Source organism: Algoriphagus antarcticus, from assembly GCF_002150685.1.
Lineage (GTDB): Bacteria > Bacteroidota > Bacteroidia > Cytophagales > Cyclobacteriaceae > Algoriphagus > Algoriphagus antarcticus.
In genome coordinates, this window is the sequence record NZ_MSSW01000071.1 from 31,754 (window position 1) to 55,935 (window position 24,182).

At 41.5% G+C, this 24,182-nt stretch carries 11 protein-coding genes; 8 read left to right on the plus strand and 3 right to left on the minus strand.

Annotated elements, in window-relative coordinates:
• Positions 1–17 precede the first annotated feature (17 nt).
• The gene (locus BVH04_RS20745) at positions 18–2,984 is read right to left on the minus strand and encodes a SusC/RagA family TonB-linked outer membrane protein (RefSeq protein ID WP_086543376.1); all 2,967 of its coding nucleotides are present in this window, start codon (positions 2,982–2,984) and stop codon (positions 18–20) included.
• A gap of 903 nt (positions 2,985–3,887) precedes the next feature.
• Here BVH04_RS20745 and BVH04_RS20750 point away from each other — a divergent pair.
• The 6 genes from BVH04_RS20750 (at position 3,888) to BVH04_RS20775 (ending at position 18,113) form a co-directional block, all read left to right on the plus strand.
• Positions 3,888–7,172: a VCBS repeat-containing protein gene (locus tag BVH04_RS20750; protein ID WP_086543377.1), complete on the plus strand. Its 3,285-nt coding sequence runs from the start codon at positions 3,888–3,890 to the stop codon at positions 7,170–7,172.
• Positions 7,141–7,731 (plus strand): hypothetical protein, encoded by a 591-nt coding sequence (locus BVH04_RS20755; protein WP_086543378.1) that lies wholly within the window; start codon positions 7,141–7,143, stop codon positions 7,729–7,731. The genes BVH04_RS20750 and BVH04_RS20755 overlap by 32 nt, the downstream gene beginning before the upstream one ends.
• Positions 7,728–11,033, plus strand: coding sequence for a VCBS repeat-containing protein (locus tag BVH04_RS20760; protein WP_086543379.1), 3,306 nt, complete (start codon positions 7,728–7,730; stop codon positions 11,031–11,033). The genes BVH04_RS20755 and BVH04_RS20760 overlap by 4 nt, the downstream gene beginning before the upstream one ends.
• A 1-nt stretch (position 11,034) precedes the next feature.
• Positions 11,035–14,301 (plus strand): VCBS repeat-containing protein, encoded by a 3,267-nt coding sequence (locus BVH04_RS20765; RefSeq protein WP_086543388.1) that lies wholly within the window; start codon positions 11,035–11,037, stop codon positions 14,299–14,301.
• Positions 14,302–14,423: 122 nt separating this feature from the next.
• Complete coding sequence (locus BVH04_RS20770) at positions 14,424–15,764, plus strand: vanadium-dependent haloperoxidase (RefSeq protein ID WP_086543389.1); 1,341 nt, start codon at positions 14,424–14,426, stop codon at positions 15,762–15,764.
• 174 nt (positions 15,765–15,938) lie between these two features.
• Positions 15,939–18,113 carry a bifunctional alpha,alpha-trehalose-phosphate synthase (UDP-forming)/trehalose-phosphatase gene (locus tag BVH04_RS20775; protein ID WP_086543380.1) on the plus strand — a complete coding sequence of 725 codons (2,175 nt, stop codon included), beginning with the start codon at positions 15,939–15,941 and terminating at the stop codon, positions 18,111–18,113.
• A gap of 456 nt (positions 18,114–18,569) precedes the next feature.
• Here the strand turns inward: BVH04_RS20775 and BVH04_RS20780 are convergent, their stop codons facing one another.
• Both BVH04_RS20780 and BVH04_RS20785 read right to left on the minus strand, forming a co-directional pair.
• Complete coding sequence (locus BVH04_RS20780) at positions 18,570–19,463, minus strand: N-acetylmuramoyl-L-alanine amidase (protein WP_086543381.1); 894 nt, start codon at positions 19,461–19,463, stop codon at positions 18,570–18,572.
• A gap of 810 nt (positions 19,464–20,273) precedes the next feature.
• Positions 20,274–22,055 (minus strand): glycoside hydrolase family 15 protein, encoded by a 1,782-nt coding sequence (locus BVH04_RS20785; RefSeq protein ID WP_086543382.1) that lies wholly within the window; start codon positions 22,053–22,055, stop codon positions 20,274–20,276.
• 470 nt (positions 22,056–22,525) lie between these two features.
• Between BVH04_RS20785 and BVH04_RS20790 the strand changes: the two genes are divergently transcribed.
• Together BVH04_RS20790 and BVH04_RS20795 are read left to right on the plus strand one after the other, a co-directional pair.
• Positions 22,526–22,762, plus strand: coding sequence for a hypothetical protein (locus tag BVH04_RS20790; protein WP_086543383.1), 237 nt, complete (start codon positions 22,526–22,528; stop codon positions 22,760–22,762).
• A 64-nt stretch (positions 22,763–22,826) separates the two neighbouring features.
• A complete protein-coding gene (locus BVH04_RS20795; protein WP_140160630.1) occupies positions 22,827–23,921 on the plus strand; it encodes a 6-bladed beta-propeller in 1,095 nt (364 codons plus the stop codon).
• The last annotated feature ends 261 nt before the right edge of the window (positions 23,922–24,182 follow it).

Consider the following 24,182-nt stretch of genomic DNA (forward strand, 5'->3'; position numbering starts at 1 on the left):
GATATCTTATTTTTAGCTTAGAAATTTAAATTTAGGCCCAAAGTAGTGATCGTAGTAGTAAAATAGGTAGCCCTACGTTCGATACCTGGAGCAAGTGGGTCATTGTTTGACTCCGAATCCCCATACCTTACCTCAGGATCAACTCCTGTATAACCAGTAAACATGAACGGGTTTTGGACAGAGATGAAAGTTCTAATTCTTCCGATTGCTTTTCCAGGACTCACTTTAAAGTTGTATCCAATAGTGGCATTGTCAAGAACTACGAAATCCGCTTTCTCCACGTGAGTGCTGTTATATTCAGCTTTTTTGATTGTTGGATCGTAATACTTAGTATTGACTATGTTATAGTTCTGAACAGTTGTGCCTTCTGTGTTCTCGTAGAAACCTCTGTAGCTATTGATCAGATAATGGCCAAATGATCCTCTGAAAAAGAAATTCAAGTCCCAGTTCTTATAACTAAAGTTGTTATTGAAACCAAAATTTAAAGTAGGATAAGCAGTTCCCAGTTGGGCACGGTCATCATTGCAGTTACAATAAATAGGATTTTTGTTGGCATCGACGGCTGTACCGTTGATGACCTGCATCCTCGGACTTCCATCTTCATTTATTCCTTCTAGGATTGGACCCCATATCTGCCCAAGTGGACCATTTTCTTGGATTCGAATCAATTGAGTCGAGTTTTGACCAGGAGATCCAAAGTTGGACCTGTAATTCACTTCTCCAAAACTTAAATCTTCTGATGATAGGCTCCTCAAATTTGTTTTTAATGTAGAGAAATTGACACCGGTAGTCCATCTGAAATCAGATTTTTGGATGACTTTGTAATTCAACATGACCTCAAGACCCGAGTTAGACATTTCACCGATGTTCAATTGGGTGGTAGGAAAAAGATTTGGTGGAACAGGAACATTTATCGGTAAGATCATACCTGTCGTGACCCTAGTGTAGTAGTCGATCGCACCATCCAGTTTATTGTTTAGGATAACAAAGTCCAAACCAACGTTATATTCGTCCTTTGTTTCCCAAGCCAAGTCTGGGTTGGCATTGGATACCGGCCCATAGGAAGGCACGAACTGTCCATTGTAAAAGAAGTTGCCCTGACGGCCAAATCTCAGTAATGACAAATAGGATTCTCCGGGTTGTGTACCTGTTCTACCATAACTGGCTCTGAATTTCATAGCACTTACTCCTGACATATCGATCAAGTTGGCAATGTTGACTCCCGCACTAATCGCAGGGAACAATCCCCATTTGTTATTGGCTCCAAACCTAGTTGATCCCTCATATCGTGCACTCACAGATAAAAGGTAAGTATCATCCAAGTTGAAGTTGGCACGTCCAAAGAATGCCACCAATTTGTTTGAGTTGGCGTAGCTGGTAACGTTTGCCAATCCATTGGCCAAATCAAGTGCTGCTCCAATATTGTTAAAGCTAAATGCATCTGTCAGGAAATTTCCTGCTTGGGTATAGTTGCCTTGATTGAAAAACTCCTGATAGGAATAACCTGCCAAGAAAGCCATTCCAACACTACCTAAAGTTTCATCATAATTTAGAGTAGTTTCAAACAGCTGGTTTAACCTTTCATCATTTCTAATGGTAGCCAAGCCGTTTCTGCCAAATCCTCCTCCAAATTTTGATGTTTTTGGCGAATATGATCCTCTCCATTCAGTTTCCCTTTGGGTTGCATAGAATACAGCCCCTCTGAATTTGGTTGTAAAATTATATTCCCCTCGTATGCTTGCCAGCAACCTGCTGTCACGACCATCTGCGATATTTTGTTCAGCAATTGAAACCGGATTGAACCAGTCGAAAATATCCCGCTCAGTATATCCTCCAAATCTGGCATCTTGGGGTAAGGTACTCCTAACCGGTATAGTAGGGTTACTTACAATCGCATATCTGAAGGAGTTGTCATTTCCAAATTCTCTGTCAATTGTAGTATTTGAAACGTTTACTGTGAAGATGGCTTTGTCCTTCAATGCCTTTTGGGTGAGGTTTAATCTTGCGTTTAATTGGTCAAAACCGGAATTGATACCAACACCATTCACGTTTCGTGAGTTGATGGAGACCCTATAGCTTGTCGAGGCGGTGCCTCCTCCCAATGAAAGGTTGTTTACAAAACTTAAGCCGGTGCCTGTCACTTCCTCTAACCAGTTGGTGTTGCCACCAAGGTCAACAGAATTGGGAACCTGTTTGTATTCATCGGCATTCATCACGCTGATTGTCCTGGCAACATTTTCAGTGGCCACGCTGCTGTTGAATTCCACTACAGTTCTGCCTGTTTTTCCTTTTTTGGTAGTTACCAAGATAACCCCCGCAGAACCCCTTGTTCCATATATTGCAGCAGCTGATCCGTCTTTTAGTACATCCATGGATTCGATGTCATTGGGATCCACAGTGCTCAGAGAAGCTCCTATCACTCCGTCAATTACTACAAGAGGTTCAGCATTTTCGCCTATTGATGAAATTCCCCTTAGTCGCATGTTATAGCCGCCGTTGGGGTTACCTCCAGGCCTGGCAATGTTCAAACCAGCTACTTTGCCCTGAAGCAACTGGCGCGGGTCGTTTACAGTACCTTGATTGAAATTCTCAGCTTTTACACTAGTCACAGCACTTGTAATTTCCTTTCTTTCTTGGGTACCGTAGCCTACGACCACTACCTCGTTAAGGGCCTGAATGGATGGCGATAATCCAATGTTGATGACAGACCTGTTGGCGACAGCCTGCTCCACGGATTCATAGCCCAAAAATGAAAAGACGAGGACTTCTTCAGATCCTGCTATGATCGAAAAGCTCCCGTCTAAATCGGTGATGGCTCCTCTCGAGGTGCCTTTGACAAGGACACTCACACCGGGAATTCCTTCGCCGGATTCTGTGTCAGTAACTTTTCCCGTTATTTCTTCCTGTTGGGCAAAAGTCTGGCTTTGTAGGCTCAGAAACAGCAGGAAAACCAATAGGAAAGACAACTTCCTTTGTTTTTTCATGGTTAATTAGTTTAATGGTTTGATTAATAATTGAACTCAATGAAATGTTACTGATACCACAAGATTTTCAATAGGAATATTATAATTGGGATTCAGTTCCATTCTTGTATAATTTTAAGATTTAAAACCTGAAATGCTACGTATTTCCCATATATATTTTCAGCATAAAAATATTCCCATCCCTCCAATCACCCAATAATATTTCTTTATTATTTTTCGAACAGGTTGTTTGTTCCGTAATTTTCATTACAAGTTAAGTCGATAAAAAAAATGAACCACCTAATTTAGATTGAATTATTAAGTTTAGCCCCTTAACTTTGAGTCTATGAAAGAAGGAAGAATCTTAGACAAAGCTTTCAACCGGTAATAGTCAAGTTGCACAAAAGCGGTAAATCCTTAGGAGAAATCGGCTGGGATCAAGCATTTCTGGCGAAATGATTAGACGCTGGAGGTGGTTATTTAAATCAACTGGGGTTAGAGTTGGAAAATTTAAATTCACATCAGATCAAGCTTCAAATTTGAGCAATGACCATCTTTTGATTCTTCTTGAAGATATCATTTTGATAAAAGCTGAAACTGGGGATGCATTAATTGCAATCAATTAAATCAGAACTAGGGTCGGAGTTTCTTCTTATATTTCTTCTACACTTGTTAATGTTCTAAAAAAAAGGGCATGAAATGATTGCATATACTTCAAGAAGAAGCAATAAGATTCTTTTTAAAAAATAAAATCAGCTATGGCGGGAAAAATTAATTATCAGCCTTTCAGTGCTATTATTACCTATTCCATTGGAACAAATCAATGCCCACTCTAACTTGAAGGAAAACTTAGATTATTAATTACACCCAAAAATTTCTAAAGAAAGTGTACTTTCGTACACTTTCTTTTTTTCAAAAGCCCAGATGAAAATTAGGAATTACATCCTGCCGATTATTCTTCTATTTTCTTCTTGCCAAAAGGAAGAGAAAACTCCTGATCCTCTTTTCGAACTTCTCTCAGAGGATCTGACCGGTGTAAGCTTCCGGAATGATCTCGCTTACACTGAAAAAGTCAACCCATATACTTTTAGAAATTTCTATAATGGTGCCGGTGTCGCGCTCGGAGATATTAATAATGATGGTCTTCTGGATATATTTTTCGCTGGAAACCAAACATCAAATAAGCTATTCCTTAACGAGGGCAATCTAAAATTTAGAGATATTACCCAAGAAGCTGGACTCTCCTCCACAGGAAGCTGGTCCACAGGAGTCAGCATGGCCGACATAAATAATGATGGCTTGGTCGATATTTTCGTCTGCAAATCAGGACCTCTGGGTGGTGACAAACGACATAATGAGCTTTTCATCAATCAAGGAAATTCTACATTTTCAGAAGAATCCGAAGCGTATGGACTAGCGGATATCGGACTTTCTCAACATGCAGTATTTTTTGATTTCGACAAGGACGGAGATCTCGACATGTATCTACTTTCAAATTCAGGCAGATCTGTTGGCATCTATGATCTTCGAATAGGGCAACGTGAACAACGCGATCCTGAAGGAGGAAATAAACTCTACCGTAATGATGGCAATCTCTTTACCGATATAAGCGAAGCAGCCGGAATCTACGGTAGTGTGATTGGTTATGGTTTGGGCGTGACTGTGGCAGATCTCAATCAGGATACTTGGCAAGACCTTTACATTTCCAATGATTTTTTTGAGCGTGACTATCTATACCTCAACAATCAGGATGGTACTTTTTCTGAAGTTTTACCTGAAGCTTTGAGTGAAATAAGCATGGGTTCGATGGGAGCGGACATAGCCGATCTGGACAATGACATGCGCCCGGACATATTTGTTACCGAAATGCTTCCTGCAGACATGGCCAGGGTGAAAACCAAAACTCCTTTCGAAGAGTGGGACAAGTATCAGGCAAGTGTAAAAGCCGGATATCATCATCAATTCACACGAAATACACTTCAAAGAAATCTAGGATTTAAACCAGGAACCAAGGAGCCGATTTTCTCTGAAATCTCCCGCCAGACAGGCATGGATGCGACAGACTGGAGCTGGGGAGCTTTGATTTTTGATGCAGACAATGACGGATGGAAAGATGTTTTTGTTGCAAATGGGATAGTTAAGGATTTGACTGATTTTGACTTCGTCGACTTCTACGTGAATAACCAAGAGAAAGTAAAAGGCTACAAAGAGGACTCTGTACTCCTGACCAAAATGATAGACGCGTTTCCCTCTATTCCTCAGCAAAACTACTGGTTCAAAAATCTGGGCAATTGGCAATTTGAAAATCAATCAGCGGTAGAGGGCCTGGATCAACTGACGTTTAGTACGGGATCAGCTTATGGAGATTTAGATAATGATGGGGATTTGGATTTGGTAGTGAATAATCTGAACGAACGTGCATTTGTCTACAAAAACACAAGTCGTGAAAATGGATCAGGCAATTACCTCCAATTAGATTTGGGAGACGCGTTTGGAGCTCAGGTTACTTGCTTTGCAAATGCCAAAACATTCTACCAGGAGTTTCAGCCGGTAAAAGGATACATGTCTTCGGTCGATCCGAAACTACATTTTGGATTAGGGGAAATCACCAAACTGGACTCCGTTGAGATCCAATGGCCTAATGGGGAAACTAGCTTACTCAAAAATATAGCAGCCAACCAAATCCTGAATCCGGATAAGGCAAATACAATTCTTTTGGAAGAAAATTTTTCGAATCCCACTACACTTCTTTCTCTTTCTGACAAGGAAATTCCCTTTAGCCATCGCGAGATTGATTTCGCAGATTTTGATCGGGACAGACTACGGTTCTGGATGATCAGCAATGAAGGACCAAAAGCCGCAAAAGCGGACGTCAATCAGGATGGTTTGGAAGACTTGTTTATTCCTGGAGGAAAGGGCCAATCCTCAAGTCTCTTGATTCAGGAAAATGGTGGAAAATTCCGAAACCATCAAGCAGCCCTGTTCCAGCCAGATAGTTTGGCAGAAGACGTAACTGTTTACTTTTTTGATGCAGATGGAGACAGTGCACCGGACGTATTGGTAGGAAGCGGGAGTATTGAGTTTGGTGCAAATTCACCTCTTTATCAAGACAGACTCTATCTGAATGACGGCAAAGGCAATTTTGTAAAAAGTGATCAGGTTTTCTCTTCTCTCCCAACTTCCTTTATTCTCAGCAATGACATCGATCAGGATGGTGACGAAGATTTGATTATCGGATCAAGAAGTATTCCGTTTGCCTATGGTATCCCTACAGGAATTCAAGTTTGGGAAAATGATAGTAAAGGGAATTTTCTGAATATTTCATCAAAATTTGGAGAAGCAATTCAGTCACTGGGCATGCTCACTTCCGGAGCGATTGCTGATTTAGATGAGGATGGAAAACAAGAGCTTATTGTAGCAGGTGAATGGATGTCTATTCGGATTTTCACCCTTGCAAAGGATAAATTCATCGAAAAAACCTCCGAATTTGGATTAACGGAAACTAGTGGACTTTGGAATTGTCTTTTGGTAGAAGATATCAATGGGGATGGCAAACCGGATATCCTGGCAGGAAATTGGGGATTGAATTCAAGACTTAAATCATCTGAAAAATCCAAACTACGAATGGTCATCAATGACTTTGATCAAAATGGCTCTTTGGATCACATTCTAGTTTCATTTGACGGAACAAGGTCCATTCCATGGGTACTTAAAAACAGTCTGGTGAAGCAAATCCCTTCTTTGAGGAAGCAGTTACTAACTTATTCTTCCTATAAAAACAAGACCTTGGAAGAGCTTTTTCCTGAGTCAGTTCTGTCAAAATCAGTAACTTTACAGGCAGATTTACTGGAGACCTCACTTTGGATAAATGAAGGAAATGGGAAGCTATCTCAAAGCCCCTTACCACATGAAATTCAAGCTTCACCGATCTTTGCAATTTATGCGCTTCCTTCTGAATCAGGTGTTGCGACTCTCTTTTTTGGAGGGAATCAAAGTCGCATTAAACCCGAACTTGGAGGACAAATGGGAAGCTACGGGTGGGTACTGAAACCAAGTGGAAAAAACCAATGGAAGTCCCTTCTTCCCGAGCAAAGCGGACTATTCGTCCCAGGTGAAATCAGAGGAATCCTGTCAATAAAAATCGAAAACGAACCACATATTATCACATTGAGAAACAATGAAAAACCTCTTGCATTTAAAATTCAATAAATTTCTTTCTATTTTAATTCTATCCCTATCTATAGTTTCCTGCCAGTCTGAATATGAGAAGGTAGAAAAAAGAGAACTCGCGTCGGGAAATACTGTAAATGAGATTTTTCTCGGTTTGGAACTGGGAATGGACAAAAACAACTTCTACGAGACCTGCTGGGATTTGAATGAAAAAGGCGTGTTGACAAACGGACCTGGTGAACTTTCTGTAGAGTACCAAGTAGAGCTCCCTTCTGGAAATTCTGGTAATATGCGCTTCTATCCAAAATTTGAAGAAAACAAAATTTATCTCATGCCTGCGGAATTCGCGTATGACAATTGGGCTCCATGGAATGAAGAATTATCCTCGGAAAAGTTACTCAAAGACGTGGTCAAGCTTTTCGAAAAATGGTATGGCGATGGATTCTTTGAAGTGACCAACGAGGATCGATCTCAGATCGCTTGGGTGAAAATAGACGGAAATAGGCGTATCAGGATTTTTAAGAAACATATTTCTTCAGTGAGAGCAGAAATCTCAGATCTGAAAATCCAGAAAGAACTAGCTAAGGAACCGGCATGAAACGAACACTCCAACTTCTAGCTCTTCTCACACTACTTTTTGCCTGCGGGAAAAAGGAGCATACAACTCCTTCCCATCCGCTGTTTGAATCCGTTCAGTCTTCGGAGTCCGGTATTATATTTAGCAATGATCTGACGTATGATGAATCCTTTAATATTTTCACCTATCGCAATTTCTATAATGGTGGCGGTGTAGCGCTGGGTGACGTGAATAACGACGGACTGCTCGATATCTACCTTACTGCCAATCTTGGTCCAAACAAGCTGTTCATCAACAAGGGCGACTTCGAATTTGAAGATGTCACTGAGCTATCCGGGACGGCTGGCACACGTGCATGGAGTACTGGTGTCGCCATGGCAGATGTCAATGGAGACGGTTTTCTTGATATTTATGTTTGTAATTCCGGTGATATCTCAGGAGACAATAAGCAAAATGAGCTCTTCATTAATCAGGGAAATGGCACTTTTACAGAGCAGGCCGAAGCATACGGATTGGCCGATAAGGGTTTCTCTACTCATGCAGTCTTTTTCGATTACGACAAAGACGGCGACCTAGACACTTACTTATTGAACAATAGCTACCAATCGATCGGAAGCTTTAATAAAATGCAGAATGAACGTCCCAAACGTGATTCAGTCGGCGGTGACAAATTATTTAGAAATGATGACGGGAAGTTCGTAGATGTAAGCGCAGAAGCCGGAATTTATGGATCCCTGATCGGTTTTGGTCTGGGAATAACCATTGGAGACGTGAATCAGGATTCTTGGCCAGATATTTTTATTTCCAATGATTTCTTCGAAAAGGATTACCTCTACATTAATAACCAAGACGGCACTTTCACTGAATCTCTGGAAAAATCCATACGCTCTATTTCCGCTGCTTCCATGGGCGCTGATATTGCTGATATCAATGGAGATGGATTGCTGGATATTTTTGTGACCGACATGCTTCCTGAGTCACAAACTCGGCTGAAGCAAATAACAACTTTTGAAAACTGGGATAAATTCCAATTCAATAAAACCCACGGTTACCATTACCAATTTTCCAGAAACATGCTCCACGTCAACAATGGCGATGGAACGTTCAGCGAAATGGGTCGATTGGCAAATTTGGAAGCAACCGACTGGAGTTGGGGAGCATTGATCTTCGACATGGACAATGACGGCAAGCGGGATCTTTTCGTGGCGAATGGAATCTATCAGGATATTACCGACTTGGATTACCTGAATTTCATAGATGATGATGAAACCAAAAGCAAAATTATTTCTGAATCAGGAGTAAACTACAAAGCTCTAATTGATCCGATTCCAATTAATCCAATTCCAAATTTTGCCTACCAAAATCTGGGTGAGCTCAATTTTGAAAATATGGCAGAAGCTTGGGGACTAGGTGAGGCTATCCATTCCAATGGCGCAGCTTATGGAGATTTGAACAATGACGGGACTCTGGATTTGGTGGTAAATAACGTCAATAAGCCTGTATCTATTTTCAAGAACAAGGGAAGAGAACTCAATCCCGAATACCATTCCCTGCAGATTCAACTGATCGGTAAAGGTAAAAACACCCAAGCTATCGGAGCTCAAGTGAAGATCATTGCTGGAGAGCAAATATTCTATACCGAGCAAATGCCAAATCGTGGTTTTGAGTCTTCTGTGGATCCAAAGCTGACGATAGGCCTGGGGGAAATAGAAACAGTAGACCAAGTCAAAGTTCTCTGGCCGGATGGAAGCTTCACCCAGGTTGAAAATATCCAGGCGGATAAATTATTGAAATTGAAATGGGATGAAGCCAAGCCATTAGCAGAAGGCGAAAGTTTCTTTGATAAAAAAGAAGCTACATTCTTCCATAAAGAGGAACAGGCAAGTCTAGATTTCACTCATCAGGAAAATCCAATGGTAGATTTCGACCGGGATAGATTGACTTTCCACATGTACTCTACCGAAGGGCCAGCTTTTGCAAAAGCAGACGTCAACGGAGACGGCATAGAAGATTTGTATTTTGGCGGAGCCAAAGGCTTTTCCGGCAGGTTATTTCTAGGATCAAAATCAGGGAAATACAGATTGTCTGATCAAACCGCATTTGACAATGATGCACTCTCCGAGGATATTGATGCTGTCTTTTTCGATGCTAATGCAGATGGAAGTCAGGATTTAGTAGTAGTCTCAGGAGGAAATGAATCCGGCCTTGGAGCACTAGAACTAGAGGATAGATTGTATTTGAATGATGGCAAAGGCCACTTTACCAAAAGCCAACAGCAAGAATTCAGTGCTAATCGAGGAAGTAGCTCGGTAGTACAAGTGATTGACCTGAATGAAGATGGAGCTCCAGACTTATTCATCGGAGGTAGGCTTGTGCCATTCGTTTATGGAGCTCCTGCCAGTAGCAGCATTTGGATCAATGATGGAAAAGGCAACTTCAGTGAACAAACGTCCACTTTGGCGCCAGAACTGACAGAAATCGGGATGATCACTGATGCAAAAGTAATCGACTGGGACAACGACGGTAAGAATGATCTTGTTCTTGTAGGCGAATGGATTGCTCCTATTTTAATGAGAAACACAGGCGGTAAACTTCAAAAAATCGAAATGCCAGAATTGCAAAATCTCAAGGGCTGGTATAGAACGTTGGAAATCGCAGACCTAGATGGTAATGGATTGCCAGATTTGATTTTGGGAAACAATGGGCTGAACTCACGATTTAAAGTTTCTGAAAGTACTCCTGTAAAAATGTACCTGAATGACTTTGACCAAAACGGTTCCATAGAACATATTTTCACGCGTCAGGAGGGAGAAGTCCAAGTACCGTACACGCTGAAGCATGAGCTAGAAAGACAAATTCCTTCTATCAAAAAGAAGTACATGCGATATAGCAACTACAACAATCAGTCACTATCGGATATTTTCCCCCAGGAAGTACTGGACAAGTCCATCATTAATGAGATCAATAGTCTGCAATCAGGAGTGCTGATGAATGAAGGAAATGAGAAATTCACCTGGAGGCCATTCCCCAGAATGGCTCAGCGATCTTACGTCTTTGCCATCCAAGTGGCTGACCTTAATAATGACGGGAATCAGGATCTTATCCTAGGTGGGAACTTATTTAACGCGAAGCCTGAAGTAGGTAAGTATGATGCTAGCTACGGTGATGTGCTTTTAGGCAAGGGAGACGGCACGTTCGAATACTGGCCAAATGCGAAAAACGGACTTAAGCTGGAAGGTGACATTAGAGCTTTTGCATCTTTGGGTGAGGGCAAACTTTTGGTAGTGAAAAACAGTGCCTCTGCTGAAATCTGGAACTATTAAGATGGACAGATTTTCTATTGCATTTCTGATCGGGATTGGACTTCTTTTTTCATGTAAAGAGAAAAAAGAAGAAGACAAGCTTTTTGAATTGATGCCTGCAGAAAAAACAGGTGTACAATTCCAGAACACACTTATTTCCTCAGATTCGCTGAATATTCTAGAATATCTTTATTTCTATAACGGCGGAGGAGTCGCAGCGGGAGACATCAATAATGATGGTTTGGTAGATTTGTATTTCGCAGGAAACCAGGTTTCAAATCGTCTTTACCTCAACCTTGGCAATTTTCAGTTTGAAGACATCACCGATTCCGCAGGAGTAAGCGGCGAGGGTGGATGGTCCACAGGAGTTACCATGGCGGATGTGAATGGCGATGGATTAATGGATATCTACGTTTCTCAGGTAGGTAATTACAAAGGATTATCCGGAAAAAACCGTTTATACATCAATCAAGGAGCTAATAAATTTGAAGATCAAGCCGAGAAATACAGAGTCGATTTCGTTGGCTTTAGCACTCAAGCAGCATTCCTAGACTATGACAATGACGGAGATCTGGATATGTATTTATTGAATCACTCCGTCAAATCTCCAGAGATTTTCACCCAATCAGATCAGCGAATTCACCCGGATGCCTTAGGTGATAAATTGTTTAAAAATCTACTTTCGGAAGGTCAAACTGGCTTTGAAGACGTCACCGAAGCATCAGGAATTTATTCGAGCATTTTGGGATTCGGATTGGGAGTTGGGATAGAGGACGTGAATGGGGATGGCTGGCCTGATATTTATGTATCAAATGACTTCACCGAGAACGACTACCTCTATCTGAATCAGCAAGACGGCACATTTGTAGATTCACTGGAAGATCTTATATCGAATACCAGTCGCTACAGTATGGGAAATGATTTGGCGGATTTGAATGGGGATGGATTACCGGAGATTTTCACCACGGACATGCTACCGGATGCTCCGGAGATTTGGATGAAATCTGTGGGAGAAGACAAGCCCGAAGTATATCAAATCAAAAAGAAGTTTGGGTATTCAGATCAATACGTAAGAAATCATCTTCAGCTAAACCAGGGTGAAAATGGATTTAGTGAGATAGCGTTTTTTTCAGGAGTTTATGCTTCTGACTGGAGCTGGTCACCTTTGATTTTTGACATGGATAATGATGGCTTAGCTGATATCCATATCACCAATGGAATCGAAAAGCGTCCCAACGACTTGGATTTTATACAGTACAGTCAGCAGGCCGATCCAAATCTTAGCATGGATGAGCTGCGCCAAAAGCAAATCGACATGCTGCCAACTGTGAAGCTTCCTAATCTTAGCTTCCAAAATCAAGGCAACTTAAAGTTCACTGATCAGGCTACGAATTGGGGATTGGATCAGCCAAGTTATTCCAATGGTTCCACTTACGCAGATCTGGACAATGACGGCGATTTGGATTTGATCATCAACAACCTGAATCAACCAGCATTTATCTATCAAAATCACGCTGAGAAATCAGAGAGTTCCTTCCTCCGGATTAATCTAAAAGCCAAGGGGAACAATCCTTTCGGAATGGGAGCAAAAGTTGGTGTTTATTTCGAAGGAAAATCCTTATTTCAGCAGTATTCCGGAACTAGAGGATTCATGTCCGGCACTTCATCCACATTGGTTTTTGGTCTGGGAAAAGCGCAAGCAATAGATTCTATCTCTGTACGCTGGCCAGATGGAGTGCAGGAGATTTTCCATGAAAAATCAATCAATCAGACCTTTAAACTAATTCAAGGTGAAGGAAAGCCAGCTATCACAACCTCTAAGAAGGAGAAAGAAACTTTCATCCACCCTATAATTTCTTGGGGACATCAGGAGAAAAACACCCTGGATGAAACGAAACGGGAGTATTTGATTCCAAAAAGTTTTGCCAGCATTGGGCCGTCATTGGCCGTCGGGGATGTGAATGGCGATGGGTTAGATGATTTCTACGTCGGAGGAGCTCAAGACCATGCGGGAGTATTGTTTCTTCAACTGCTTAATGGGGAGTTTGTGGAAAAGAAAAATGAAATCTTCTCACAATTTGCGCGAGCCGAAGACGTGATAGCGGCATTTGCCGACTTCAATGGAGATGGGAACCTTGACTTATATGTAGGTAGTGGCGGCAATGAACACGAAAGTGGTGTGCTCTTTAATTTTGACCGTCTGATGTTGGGGAATGGAAAAGGGGATTTTCGCTTTAGTCCCATGTCACTTCCGCATAGTGGCGAGAATACCTCCACAATTGCTGTACACGATCTGGATGCGGACGGTGATCTGGATATTTTCGTAGGAAGCTCGGTAGTAACGGGTGACTATGGTGCAAGCCCAAAAAGCGCACTGCTAATCAACCAAGGCAATGGAATATTTCAGGATAGAACCAAGGAATGGTTTGGTTCTGAAACAGACTTAGGAATGATCAATTCAGCAGTTTGGGCTGATCTGGACGATAATGGAAAAAGCGAATTGATTTTCACTGGAGATTGGCAGGGAATCCGAGTTTTCGAAATTATCAACGGCAAATCTTTTCAAGAAAAAATCATCAAAGGTTTAGAATACTCATCTGGATGGATCCAAAGTTTGGCAATTTCGGATGTCAACGGAGATGGAAAACCTGATATTTTGACAGGAAATCTTGGTCTAAACAGCAAGTTGAAAGCAAGTCCGGAAAAGCCTGTTTGGTTGTATCATGGAGATTTCGATGAAAATGGCCAAGCAGACCCGTTAATCTTTCATTACATGGGAGATCGCTTAGTTCCTTTAGCCACCCGGGACGATCTGATCAAGCAAATTCCTGGAATCAAGAAAAAACACCCCTCCTATCAGAGCTACGCAGAGATAGCTAGCCCAACAGATTTGTTTACAGAGGAGAGTTTGGTGAAGACTTCCAAGCATGCTGTGTACGAATTCCGCTCAGGCGTTTATCTCCAGCAAGTAGATGGAAGCTTTCTATTTGAGCCATTTCCAGATGCAGCCCAACTCTCCCCTATTTTCTCTATCAGCTGGGATAAATCTGAAAAATCAGTTTTGCTTGGAGGCAACTTCTCAGGGTTTCGTGTTGACCTTGGAATCAATACTGCATCTGCCATTACAGCTTTTCATCGGGAAACTACGGGATGGCGAGAGTCCACAATTAAACATACAATTCCTGCAAAATCTGAAATAAGAAACCTTGAAAAAATAATTGTCAAAGGCACTAGCTACAATCTGGCAGTAAGCAATTCTGGACCGCTTTACTGGATCAAACTTGATTGAAATCTTTTGATACTTGCTTAATTTCCAATAGCTTTGAGGCCCAAACAGAACTAATCGAAATCTGCTTTGCTAAAGCTCCACCAAGATTTCAAATTCTAACAGCACAAAATAAATCCCAAAATATGCGTACCGTCAAATTCATGCTCTTTTCAGGGATACTCCTGATTTCAGCTTCTTGCGCAGAACCTATCGATTACTCCCAGGCCATTACCGATGGCCATTATATCAGTGAAGCTCAAGATAGAATTACAGAAGTAATCATTCACGATATTTTCTCCCCTCCTGTAGCAGCGAGGATTTACACCTACGCTTCACTTGCAGCTTATGAAGTCGCTGCATCCGTTGATCCAAATTATGCTTCTCTTATGGGGCAATTGAATGGATCAGAGAAAGTGACTTTCACTCCTTCTGAAAAAGTATATCCGCCTTTAGCCTCACTGGCAGCATATTATTACGTGGGTACAGGATTGATTTTCTCCGAAGACATGATGAATGAGCATAGAGATGCTACGTTCGCTGCTTTGAAAGAGAAAGGAATTCCAGACGATGTATTTGAAGCTTCTGTAGCCTTCGGCAAAGAAGTAGGAGATGTAATCAGAGCATATTCCTCCAAAGATAATTATCACCAAAGTCGCTCTTTTCCAAAATTTACTGTGACCGATACAGAAGGAACTTGGCAGCCTACTCCACCGGCATACATGGAGGCTATAGAGCCTCATTGGAGTAAGATCAGGACTTTCGTGCTGGACTCAGCATCTCAGTTCAGACCACTACCTCCGCCTCCATTCTCTACCGAGCCAGGCAGTGAGTTTTATCAAGTAGCCAAAGAAGTCTATGATATGGACAAAGCGGCAACTCAAGAGCAAAAAAACATTGCGTTATTTTGGGACTGTAATCCATACAAAATGAATGTGAAAGGTCATGTGATGTTTGCAGAGAAGAAAATCACTCCTGGCGGGCATTGGATGAGCATCGCAGCAATAGCCTCAAAAGCGGCAGGAAGAGACTGGAAAGGAATCACAGAAGCTTTTGCGATGACTGGAATCTCACTTAATGAAGCGTTCATATCCTGCTGGGATGAGAAATACAGAAGCAATCTAATCAGACCTGAAACGTACATCAATCAGCACATCGATGAGCAATGGGTTCCACTTTTGCAAACACCCCCATTCCCTGAGCACACCAGCGGGCATAGTGTTGCTTCAGCAGCATCTGCTTATACATTGGCTCATCTTTTTGGAGATGAATTTCATATCGTAGATAGTTCCGAAGTAGCTTATGGCCTTCCTATTCGAGAATATGATTCCTTTTCCCAAGCTGCTGAAGAAGCCGCTTTGAGCAGGTTTTATGGTGGAATCCACTACCGACCTGCTATTGAATACGGCATCATAGAGGGCCGGGACTTGGCGGAATTCATCTGGACAAAGGTGGACACCAAACCTAAAAATGTAGCGAGCAAATAATCTTAAAAGCACCCGACACCCCGGGTGCTTTTTTTGTTTCCAAATTGTAAAATCAGAATTAAGATTAAACTCATCATCCCTATTACTTTTTTTTTCCAAGAGATAATCTTTAACTTCTCTTATCATCCTTATGAATTGGATTATGCCTTTTCTAATTGTTAAACCTATTATTTTATGTCAAAAACCATAATCGTTTCCAACCGCCTTCCTATCAGTTTACGACACCGAAACGGCCGGTTTGAGTTCAAGCCAAGTGCTGGAGGTCTAGCCACAGGGCTTGGATCTATCTATAAAGAAGGAGAAAATATTTGGATTGGATGGCCTGGAAATACCGTGGACGATCCAGAGCAACGAGCAGAAATCATCCTTGAACTTCATGAACTCAAAATGGCTCCTGTTTTCCTTTCAAAGGCAGATGTGGAAGAATTCTACGAAGGCTTCAGCAACGAAACGTTGTGGCCGGCATTTCACTATTTCACCCAATACATGGTCTATAATCCAGAGCACTGGGAAGCTTATGTCCGTGTGAATCAGAAGTTTTGCGATGCCATCTTGAAAAAAGCAGGGCCAGACGACACGATCTGGGTTCATGATTATCAACTGCTCCTACTTCCACAAATGCTACGTGAAGTGCTTCCAAATGCTACCATTGCATTTTTCCAACATATCCCATTCCCTTCATACGAGATCATTCGAATGATTCCTTGGAGAAAAGAGCTGTTGGCAGGAATGTGCGGAGCAGATTTGATAGGCTTTCACACCTATGATGATATGCGTCACTTCCTCAGCGCCGTGGGCAGAATCAACGGTTTGTCCAGCGAAAGTGGCTATATCCAGGCAGAAAACAGGATTATCAATGTTGATTCTTTCCCGATGGGAATTGATTACGACAAATTTGCGAAGCAAGCAAAAAGCAAACGAACGCTTCGATTTGTAGAAGAATTTGGGAAGCAGGTGGAAGGCCAAAAACTGCTACTCACCATAGATCGCCTGGATTATTCCAAAGGAATCCCTCAGCGTATTCAGGCTTTCAATCAACTACTAGAACAGCATACGGAACTACAAGGCAAAGTGTCCATGATTATGATCGTGGTACCTAGCCGAGACAAGGTGCAGTCTTACAAAGAACTTAAGGAAGAAATTGATCTTTTGGTGGGTCGTATAAATAGTGAGTTCTCCACGTTAAACTGGGTACCGGTGCATTATTTTTACCGGAGTTTTCCTTTCGAAGAGCTCAGTGCTTTTTACAATATGTCCGACATCGCCCTAGTGACTCCACTTCGGGACGGTATGAACTTGGTCTGCAAGGAATTTGTGGCAAGCAAAACTGACCAGACTGGTGTATTGATTCTCTCAGAGATGGCTGGTGCTTCCAAAGAGCTTCAGGACGCTAACCTCGTCAATCCAAATGACAGACAAGGCGTAGTCGATGCAATTTACAATGCGCTTTCTATGCCTCTGGCTGAGCAAAAAGCCAGGATGAAAAGCATGCAGGAAAGCCTGAAAAAGTATGATGTTTTCCAATGGGTGAAAGTATTCATGGATCGTCTGGATCATGTGAAGCAAAAGCAAGAGGAACTGACATCCAAGGATGTAGACACTAAAGTGATGAACGAGATCCAAGCCAGTTTCAAAAAAGCGAAGAAATCTATCCTGTTTCTTGACTACGACGGCACGCTGACAGGATTCCATTCAGACCCACAAAAGGCTTCGCCTGATGCAGAACTAAGAGGGATAGTCAAAGACCTTAGCGAAGTTTCTCAGGTGGTGATCATCTCGGGAAGAGATAAAGACACCCTTGGAGAGTGGTTTAAAGGCCAAAATATAGATATGATCGCAGAGCATGGCGTATGGGTGAAGAGGAAAGAGGATCAGGGGGATTGGGAATTATACGCTGAGATCGACGACACCTGGAAAGGTGACATCCGAAAAATAATGGAGTATTACGTATTACGAACTCCCGGGGCATTTATCGAAGAGAAGCATCACTCACTCGTCTGGCATTATAGAAAAGTAGAAAGTGGTCTGGGAGATCTCAGAATGCGCGAACTATTCAGCCACCTGAAATACATGGCGAGAGGTTACAATTTACAGGTATTGGAAGGAAATATGGTCCTGGAGATCAAGCGTCCCGATATCAATAAAGGCCGTGCGGCTACAGCGATGATGAAAGGAATGGAATATGATTTCATCTTGGCTATCGGTGATGATTGGACTGATGAAGATACGTTCAAAGCGATGCCAAAAAATGCCTATTCTATTCGTGTCGGCTATGCTTACACAAAAGCTAATTTCAATATCAAATCGGTGAAACAGGTAAGGCAGTTGCTTCAGAAGTTAACTTCCTGATTTGAGGAATGAATTTATAATTTATGTAGGGGCGAAATATTTTTTGCCCCTAAGAATTTTTAAAGCCCATTAGTTGGACACCCTTCGGGGTCGTTCGACGGATTTGAATTCGATTAGCCATAGGTTCCATCCATGGCTATTCATGGTTTAACGACTTCCTGGTTTTCTATATTTATATAGTTCCGAGCATATGATCCTAATGGGATCAAACCGCGAATAGCCAGTATGAAATGCGGGATCTAAGAGGATTGGAAATGACGAATTTCAACCCTGAAATGCCTGCCCGAGTGGCGGGGGTTGCACAATTGAGAAACTTGGCAGACAACCTGGATAATCTCCGACCATTTATTGATCGAAAGTTTTTCCGCCCCTACCTTATACAATCCCGAATTGAGCTCTCCGCGTTACCCTTTGTGCCCTCCTGCGGTAAATTTTTATTTGCTGTGGTAAAAAACCTTAGAGGTATTTTTTATACAGGCTATCTAAGATTCTCTTATCCGTTTCGGTCAATTCCGATTCTATATCACGTTGGATAAAATGCAATTTGAAAGAGCGAATGGCGGCTTTTGGATCACTGACGTCATAGCCGATAATTCTCAGAGCTAAAATCGGATCTACCGTTTCCTTAGGCAAATAGTCAGAGTTTTCGAGAGGTATCGAAGTATAATCCAAAGGCGGAATAATAGGAAAAACCTCGGCCTCATCATACCAAAGTCCATATCCTTCTTCGGCCAACTTTCTCCATGGAAAATAAGTACTCGGGTCAACTTTACGAGAAGGGGCAATATCAGAATGACCAATAAAATTGGCAGTAGGAATTCCGTATTTCCACTTCAATCGCTTCAGTAGTACCAAGAGACTTTCAATCTGCGCATTAGTGAATGGCTCGCTCCCATTATTGTCCAGCTCGATGCCGATTGAGGCCGAGTTAAGATCGGTGTCATTTCCCCAACGCCCACTTCCTGCATGCCAGGAGCGCAAATAATCGTTTAGCATCTGTACAATCTCTCCATCTCTTCCCACCACATAGTGCGAACTCACCTGAGTTCGGCTAACAGTGAATGTAATGATCGTCTGCTTCAGGGAATCCTGAGCTGTATGATGAATGATGACATAGTTAGGTTTTCTGATGCTAAAATTCGTAGTCCCCACCCACTCATCGGTGATGCTAAGGGTATCGTAATCGAGTTCAGCCTTGGTCTTAGGAATTTCCCGGATGAAGGCAGTGGCTTCTTTGACTGCCTTTTTATGTGCTTTATTATTGTCCTTGTAGATGTTCTTGGAACAGGAAGCAAACGCTATTGAAATACCGATAAGTAGAAGAGCAGAGAAAAATCTATGGAAACTCATGTGCGGAAATAATTAATCAGAAGTTGAAGCTACAAGTATTGTACTATTTCCTATAATCTATCTTAAAAAGATGAATTGAAAATTCCTAACAAGAATTGGTAGCTATATTTCGCTCTTTCATAGCTTTACAATTAAACGTAACTTAAAATACCCAGCCCTACCGAACTTGGGTAAGGTATTTTAAGCTTTCAGCCCTGAACTCCGCCTAAATCCATAACTCTCAATTAAGTACTCCACCTAAACCCTTGCTGTGTCATTTTGAAGAAGGGACTTTTGAGAAACCTCCTCAAAGGTTTTTATTTCTTAATCAAGTTCAGCTTCTTGATAAGAAAGATAACAGTAAGTTGTGGCCTCTGGGTAAAACTCTACGCTCTTCGTAGTTGCAAATTAAAAAAACCTTCGAGGAGACCCTTCGACTTCGCTTAGGGTGACACCTCAAAGGTTAAAGTAAATCCAGTTTTGGAAAAGGAAGATAACACTTTGTTGTGCCCTCTGCGTAAAACTCTGCGATCATCGTGGTTAAAAACCAAAAAAACCTTCGAGGAGACCCTCCGACTTCGCTTAGGGTGACAGCTCAAAGGTTTAAGTAGGTTCAGCTTCTTGAGAAGAAAGTTAACACTATGTTGTGGCCGCTGCATAAAATTCTGCGCTCTTCGTGGTTAAAAACCAAAAAAACCTTCGAGGAGACCCTTCGACTTCGCTTAGGGTGACACCTCTAAGGTTTAAGTAAGTCCAGCTTCTGGAGAAGAAAGATAACAGTAAGTTGTTGCCTCTGCGTAACCCGCCGCGCTCACCGCGGTAGAAAACGAATCACAAGAAATTCGGTCGATCCAGCTTCCTTCCGATACGGAAAGCGGCATTCATCAGTCCTACATGAGAGTAGGCCTGCGGGAAATTCCCCCATTGACTTCCTGTCTTCTGATCCACATCTTCTGAGAAAAGCTGCAAATGATTGCAGTATTTCACCAGCGTCTCAAAGCCTTCTACAGCCTCATCCAATCTTCCCACGCATGCCAAGGCTTCGATATACCAAAATGCACAGATCAAGAAAGTAGTCTCTGGCACACCAAAATCATCCATATGCTTGTAACGGTAGAAGAGATAATCTTTAGCCAAAAGCTCATCTTCCAAAGCCTTGAGATGATCGTTTGCACGCTCCAGATCATCCCCAAAATACCCCATCGTAATCAACTGAAGCGTTGAAGCGTCCATATAGGTAGATCCCAATGCCTGAGCGTAGGCTTTTCGATCGGGTAGATAACATTCTTCGATTTTTACAACTGCCATGTCCCGTAGTACAATCGCTTTTTGATACATGTTATCATCCTTCATTCGAATGCCGATTTTTGCGGCAGCACAAGCTCCAGCCCAGTGGAATAAAAATGTATAGCAATGCTGCTGAGCCAGATTTCTAAATTCCCACAGCCCTGCATCTTTCTCATTCATCGTGGATTCGATCTTATTCAGCAAATTCATGACCATAGGCTTGGAGGAACTTCTCTCCTCTTCGGTAAAACGCTGATCAGAATAAATTGGCAATAAAGAAACCAATACCTGACCATAGAGATCATTTTGAATATGAGTATATGCCTGATTACCAAAGCGGACTGGTTTGTTACCCAGATATCCTGCGAGTTCGGAGATTTCTTCTGTCAAAAGCGAACCGCCGGTGATCGAATAAAGAGGCTGATAGCGCCCATCCGGACCTGGCTTTAGGTTGTGAATAAACTCAAAGTATTTCTCCAACTCCTCAAAGTGCCCTAGACTATTGAAACAGGTCAAGGTATAGTAGCTATCACGTATCCAGCAGTAGCGGTAATCCCAGTTTCGTGTGGATCCGGGAGACTCTGGAAGGCTGGTCGTAGATGCCGCTATGATTGCTCCTGTATCTTCGTATTGGTGGATCTTGAGAATCAATGCAGAACGAAGCACCAATTTCTGGTGAAAATTGTAGATACTCGTGGACTTTACCCATTCCTGCCAATAACTCGTGGTCGCCTGGAGAAACTGATCAGAAGTAGTCTCAATAGGAGCTTCGAGCGGACGTCCAAATGTCAACACCAAATACACCGGCTTTGTCAAAAGGAACGCTTTTCCATCCATTACATAGCTGAGTGGAGCATTAGTTGAGAGTCGCAGTTCTTGGTCTATTCCAGCAAAACTAATATGGTTTGAACCCATACTCGCCGTCAAAGCCCGAGAGCCTCGATCTGCCCGAGGTTTGCAGATGATTTTGATTTTAGGAGAACCAGATACTGCCTCAATCTTACGTATCAGCATCAGTGGCTTGTAGTAGCGATCAAAGTTTTTGAAACGTGGGGCAAAATCCGTTACCGAATAAGTGTCTTCTCCCGATTTGACGGTAGTCTTGAGTACATTGGTATTTTCGAGATAGACTTGGGAGGATTTAATCTCAGTGGATTCAGGATGTATGGTGAATTCCCCGCCTTTCTCGCGATCCAGCATCCCTCCAAAAATAAAATCTGAATCGAATCTTGGAAGACACATCCAACTGATATTGGTGTCTAGTTCTACATGAGCGATATAGGCACAGTTGCCGATCACCCCACTTCCGTAGGTATGTTTTTTCATCTGTTTATAATAGGTTTTTAGTTGTCATATGGAATCTCGCATGCCAATCCCAATAGCCATCGGAACATCCCGGTGTGTGCCGGATACTACATGCCTTTCTGCCTCAAGCAGGCTCGATTTCATTAAGGTCAGGTTTGAAGTTGAAAAGTCAGGCAATTTGGGTAGGTATTCAAGAAAAGAAAAAGAGGAGTTTATTGCAAGGTTTTGTTGAATTTTTGATTGCTTTTAAAAAAATGTACCTAATACAAATAGTGATTGGGGTCTATAATTTACTCAAAACATAAAATTGCCGTTCAAACTAATTATTCACCCCCCCCCCACCCATTAAATGAACCGACTGTAAAGTAGTTACCTTGTAAATATAATTTTGTAACTAAATTACAACTGAAGCACTCCCGTAGGCCTAAGTGATTAAGTGAATCCAAGAAGCCATCTCTTGTAATAGATGGATCATTTAAACAATAAATAAAATGAAGATTTATAAAATGATGGCATCCGCTCTTTTTAGTGGGCTGCTAGTTTTGGCTTTTTTGGTTTCATCAACTACGGAAGTAAAAGCAGTTGAAGAGAACCCTTGGAAAATTAAGTGGACTGATTGTTCTGAAGGTAGTGCAGTTGAACAGGTTATTCGGTGTAGAACTGATGGTGCTGGGGAATGCTTTGCTAACATGCAGTATTTCTGTGACGAAAATCCCTTTGGGGAGTAATAGTTAAAGCTGGCCTAGAATTTTCTGGCCAGCTTATTTCAAACTTTATGAACACTACCTAATTATGAAACAACTATTAACTTTAGTATTTTTATGTTTGTTTTTAGCCTGTTCTCAAAAGCCCCAAGATGAAGCTCTTATATCACTCATACCTATAGATATAGATTCTCCACTTTTGATGTCCTCAATTTCCAAAAAGATGGATTTTTTGGAAATAAAATCTGAAAGTCCTATTGCAGGCACTCCTAGAGTATTTATTGGAGACTCATATTACTATCTATTTGATCAAGACTTTACAACCTCACTTTACCAGATTGATAAAAATGGAACAATATTAAACACCATTCAATTTGGAGTCGATGACAGAATTAACAGCAATAGTATAACAAACCTAATTTTAAAAAATAATAAAATTGGAATTATTCAAAATGGTCTTAACCTGACGTGGTTAGATGAAAACCTAAAAGAGGATTATACTGAAACACTCTTGGTTAAAGCAAGCTTTCAATTTCCATATAAAAACGAATATTTAGCGTTTACCAATTGGATAAATGATGATCTATCTTGGGACTTCGTCACCTATACAGACACTATAAACTATGTTGCTATCCCATTGGATGATCGAGAATATAAATTTTCATATGAAACCAGCGCCCCATTTTCAATATGGAAAGGACTAGTTTTATTTACGAAATATTTTAACGACACAGTATATAGTTATAGTGAACAAAGGCTCAAGCCACTATTTATTGTAGATTTTGGATCAAGCAAAGTCCCTGACGGAGAATTCCTTCGAATCGAAAATGCCATGGATATGATGAAGTTTTTTGGCCAAAAAAAATACACGTATCTTTCTGGAGATATTTTTTCGTTATCCAATGACTTGATAATGGCTGAATTCATTGAAAAAGGAAACAGAAAAATTGGTATTTGGAGTGAAAGCAAGAACACCTTCACTACCTACCTTTCTTTCTATGATGATTTATTATCAAACATCACCCTTTATACACCGTCGGTAGTAAAAGACAAGCAATTAGCTTTTGGTGTAACTGGAGAAAGTATTCTAGAAAATTACAATGAACTATCTCCTGCTTTTAAGTCTAACTTATCTGAAGAATATTCCACATCCTACTTTATTTTTCTAGCGGACTTAAACTAAAATCACCTCTACTAATACAGCTTCTTATCCTGGATATAATCTGCCACTCCATCAGGAAGAATAATTTGACAGATTTGAAAATACGAAAATGACTCAATAATCAAACCGAACAAGATTCGGCTCACGATCCACCGTCACACCGTAGATTGCTCTATGCTCCTAATCCACTGCAAAGCCCTATAACTAGTAATCAGCTTTAGTTTATAAAAAGAGATCTATTTACCAAAAGCTAACCTTCCAATTCTCTAATAAGTATCTTTA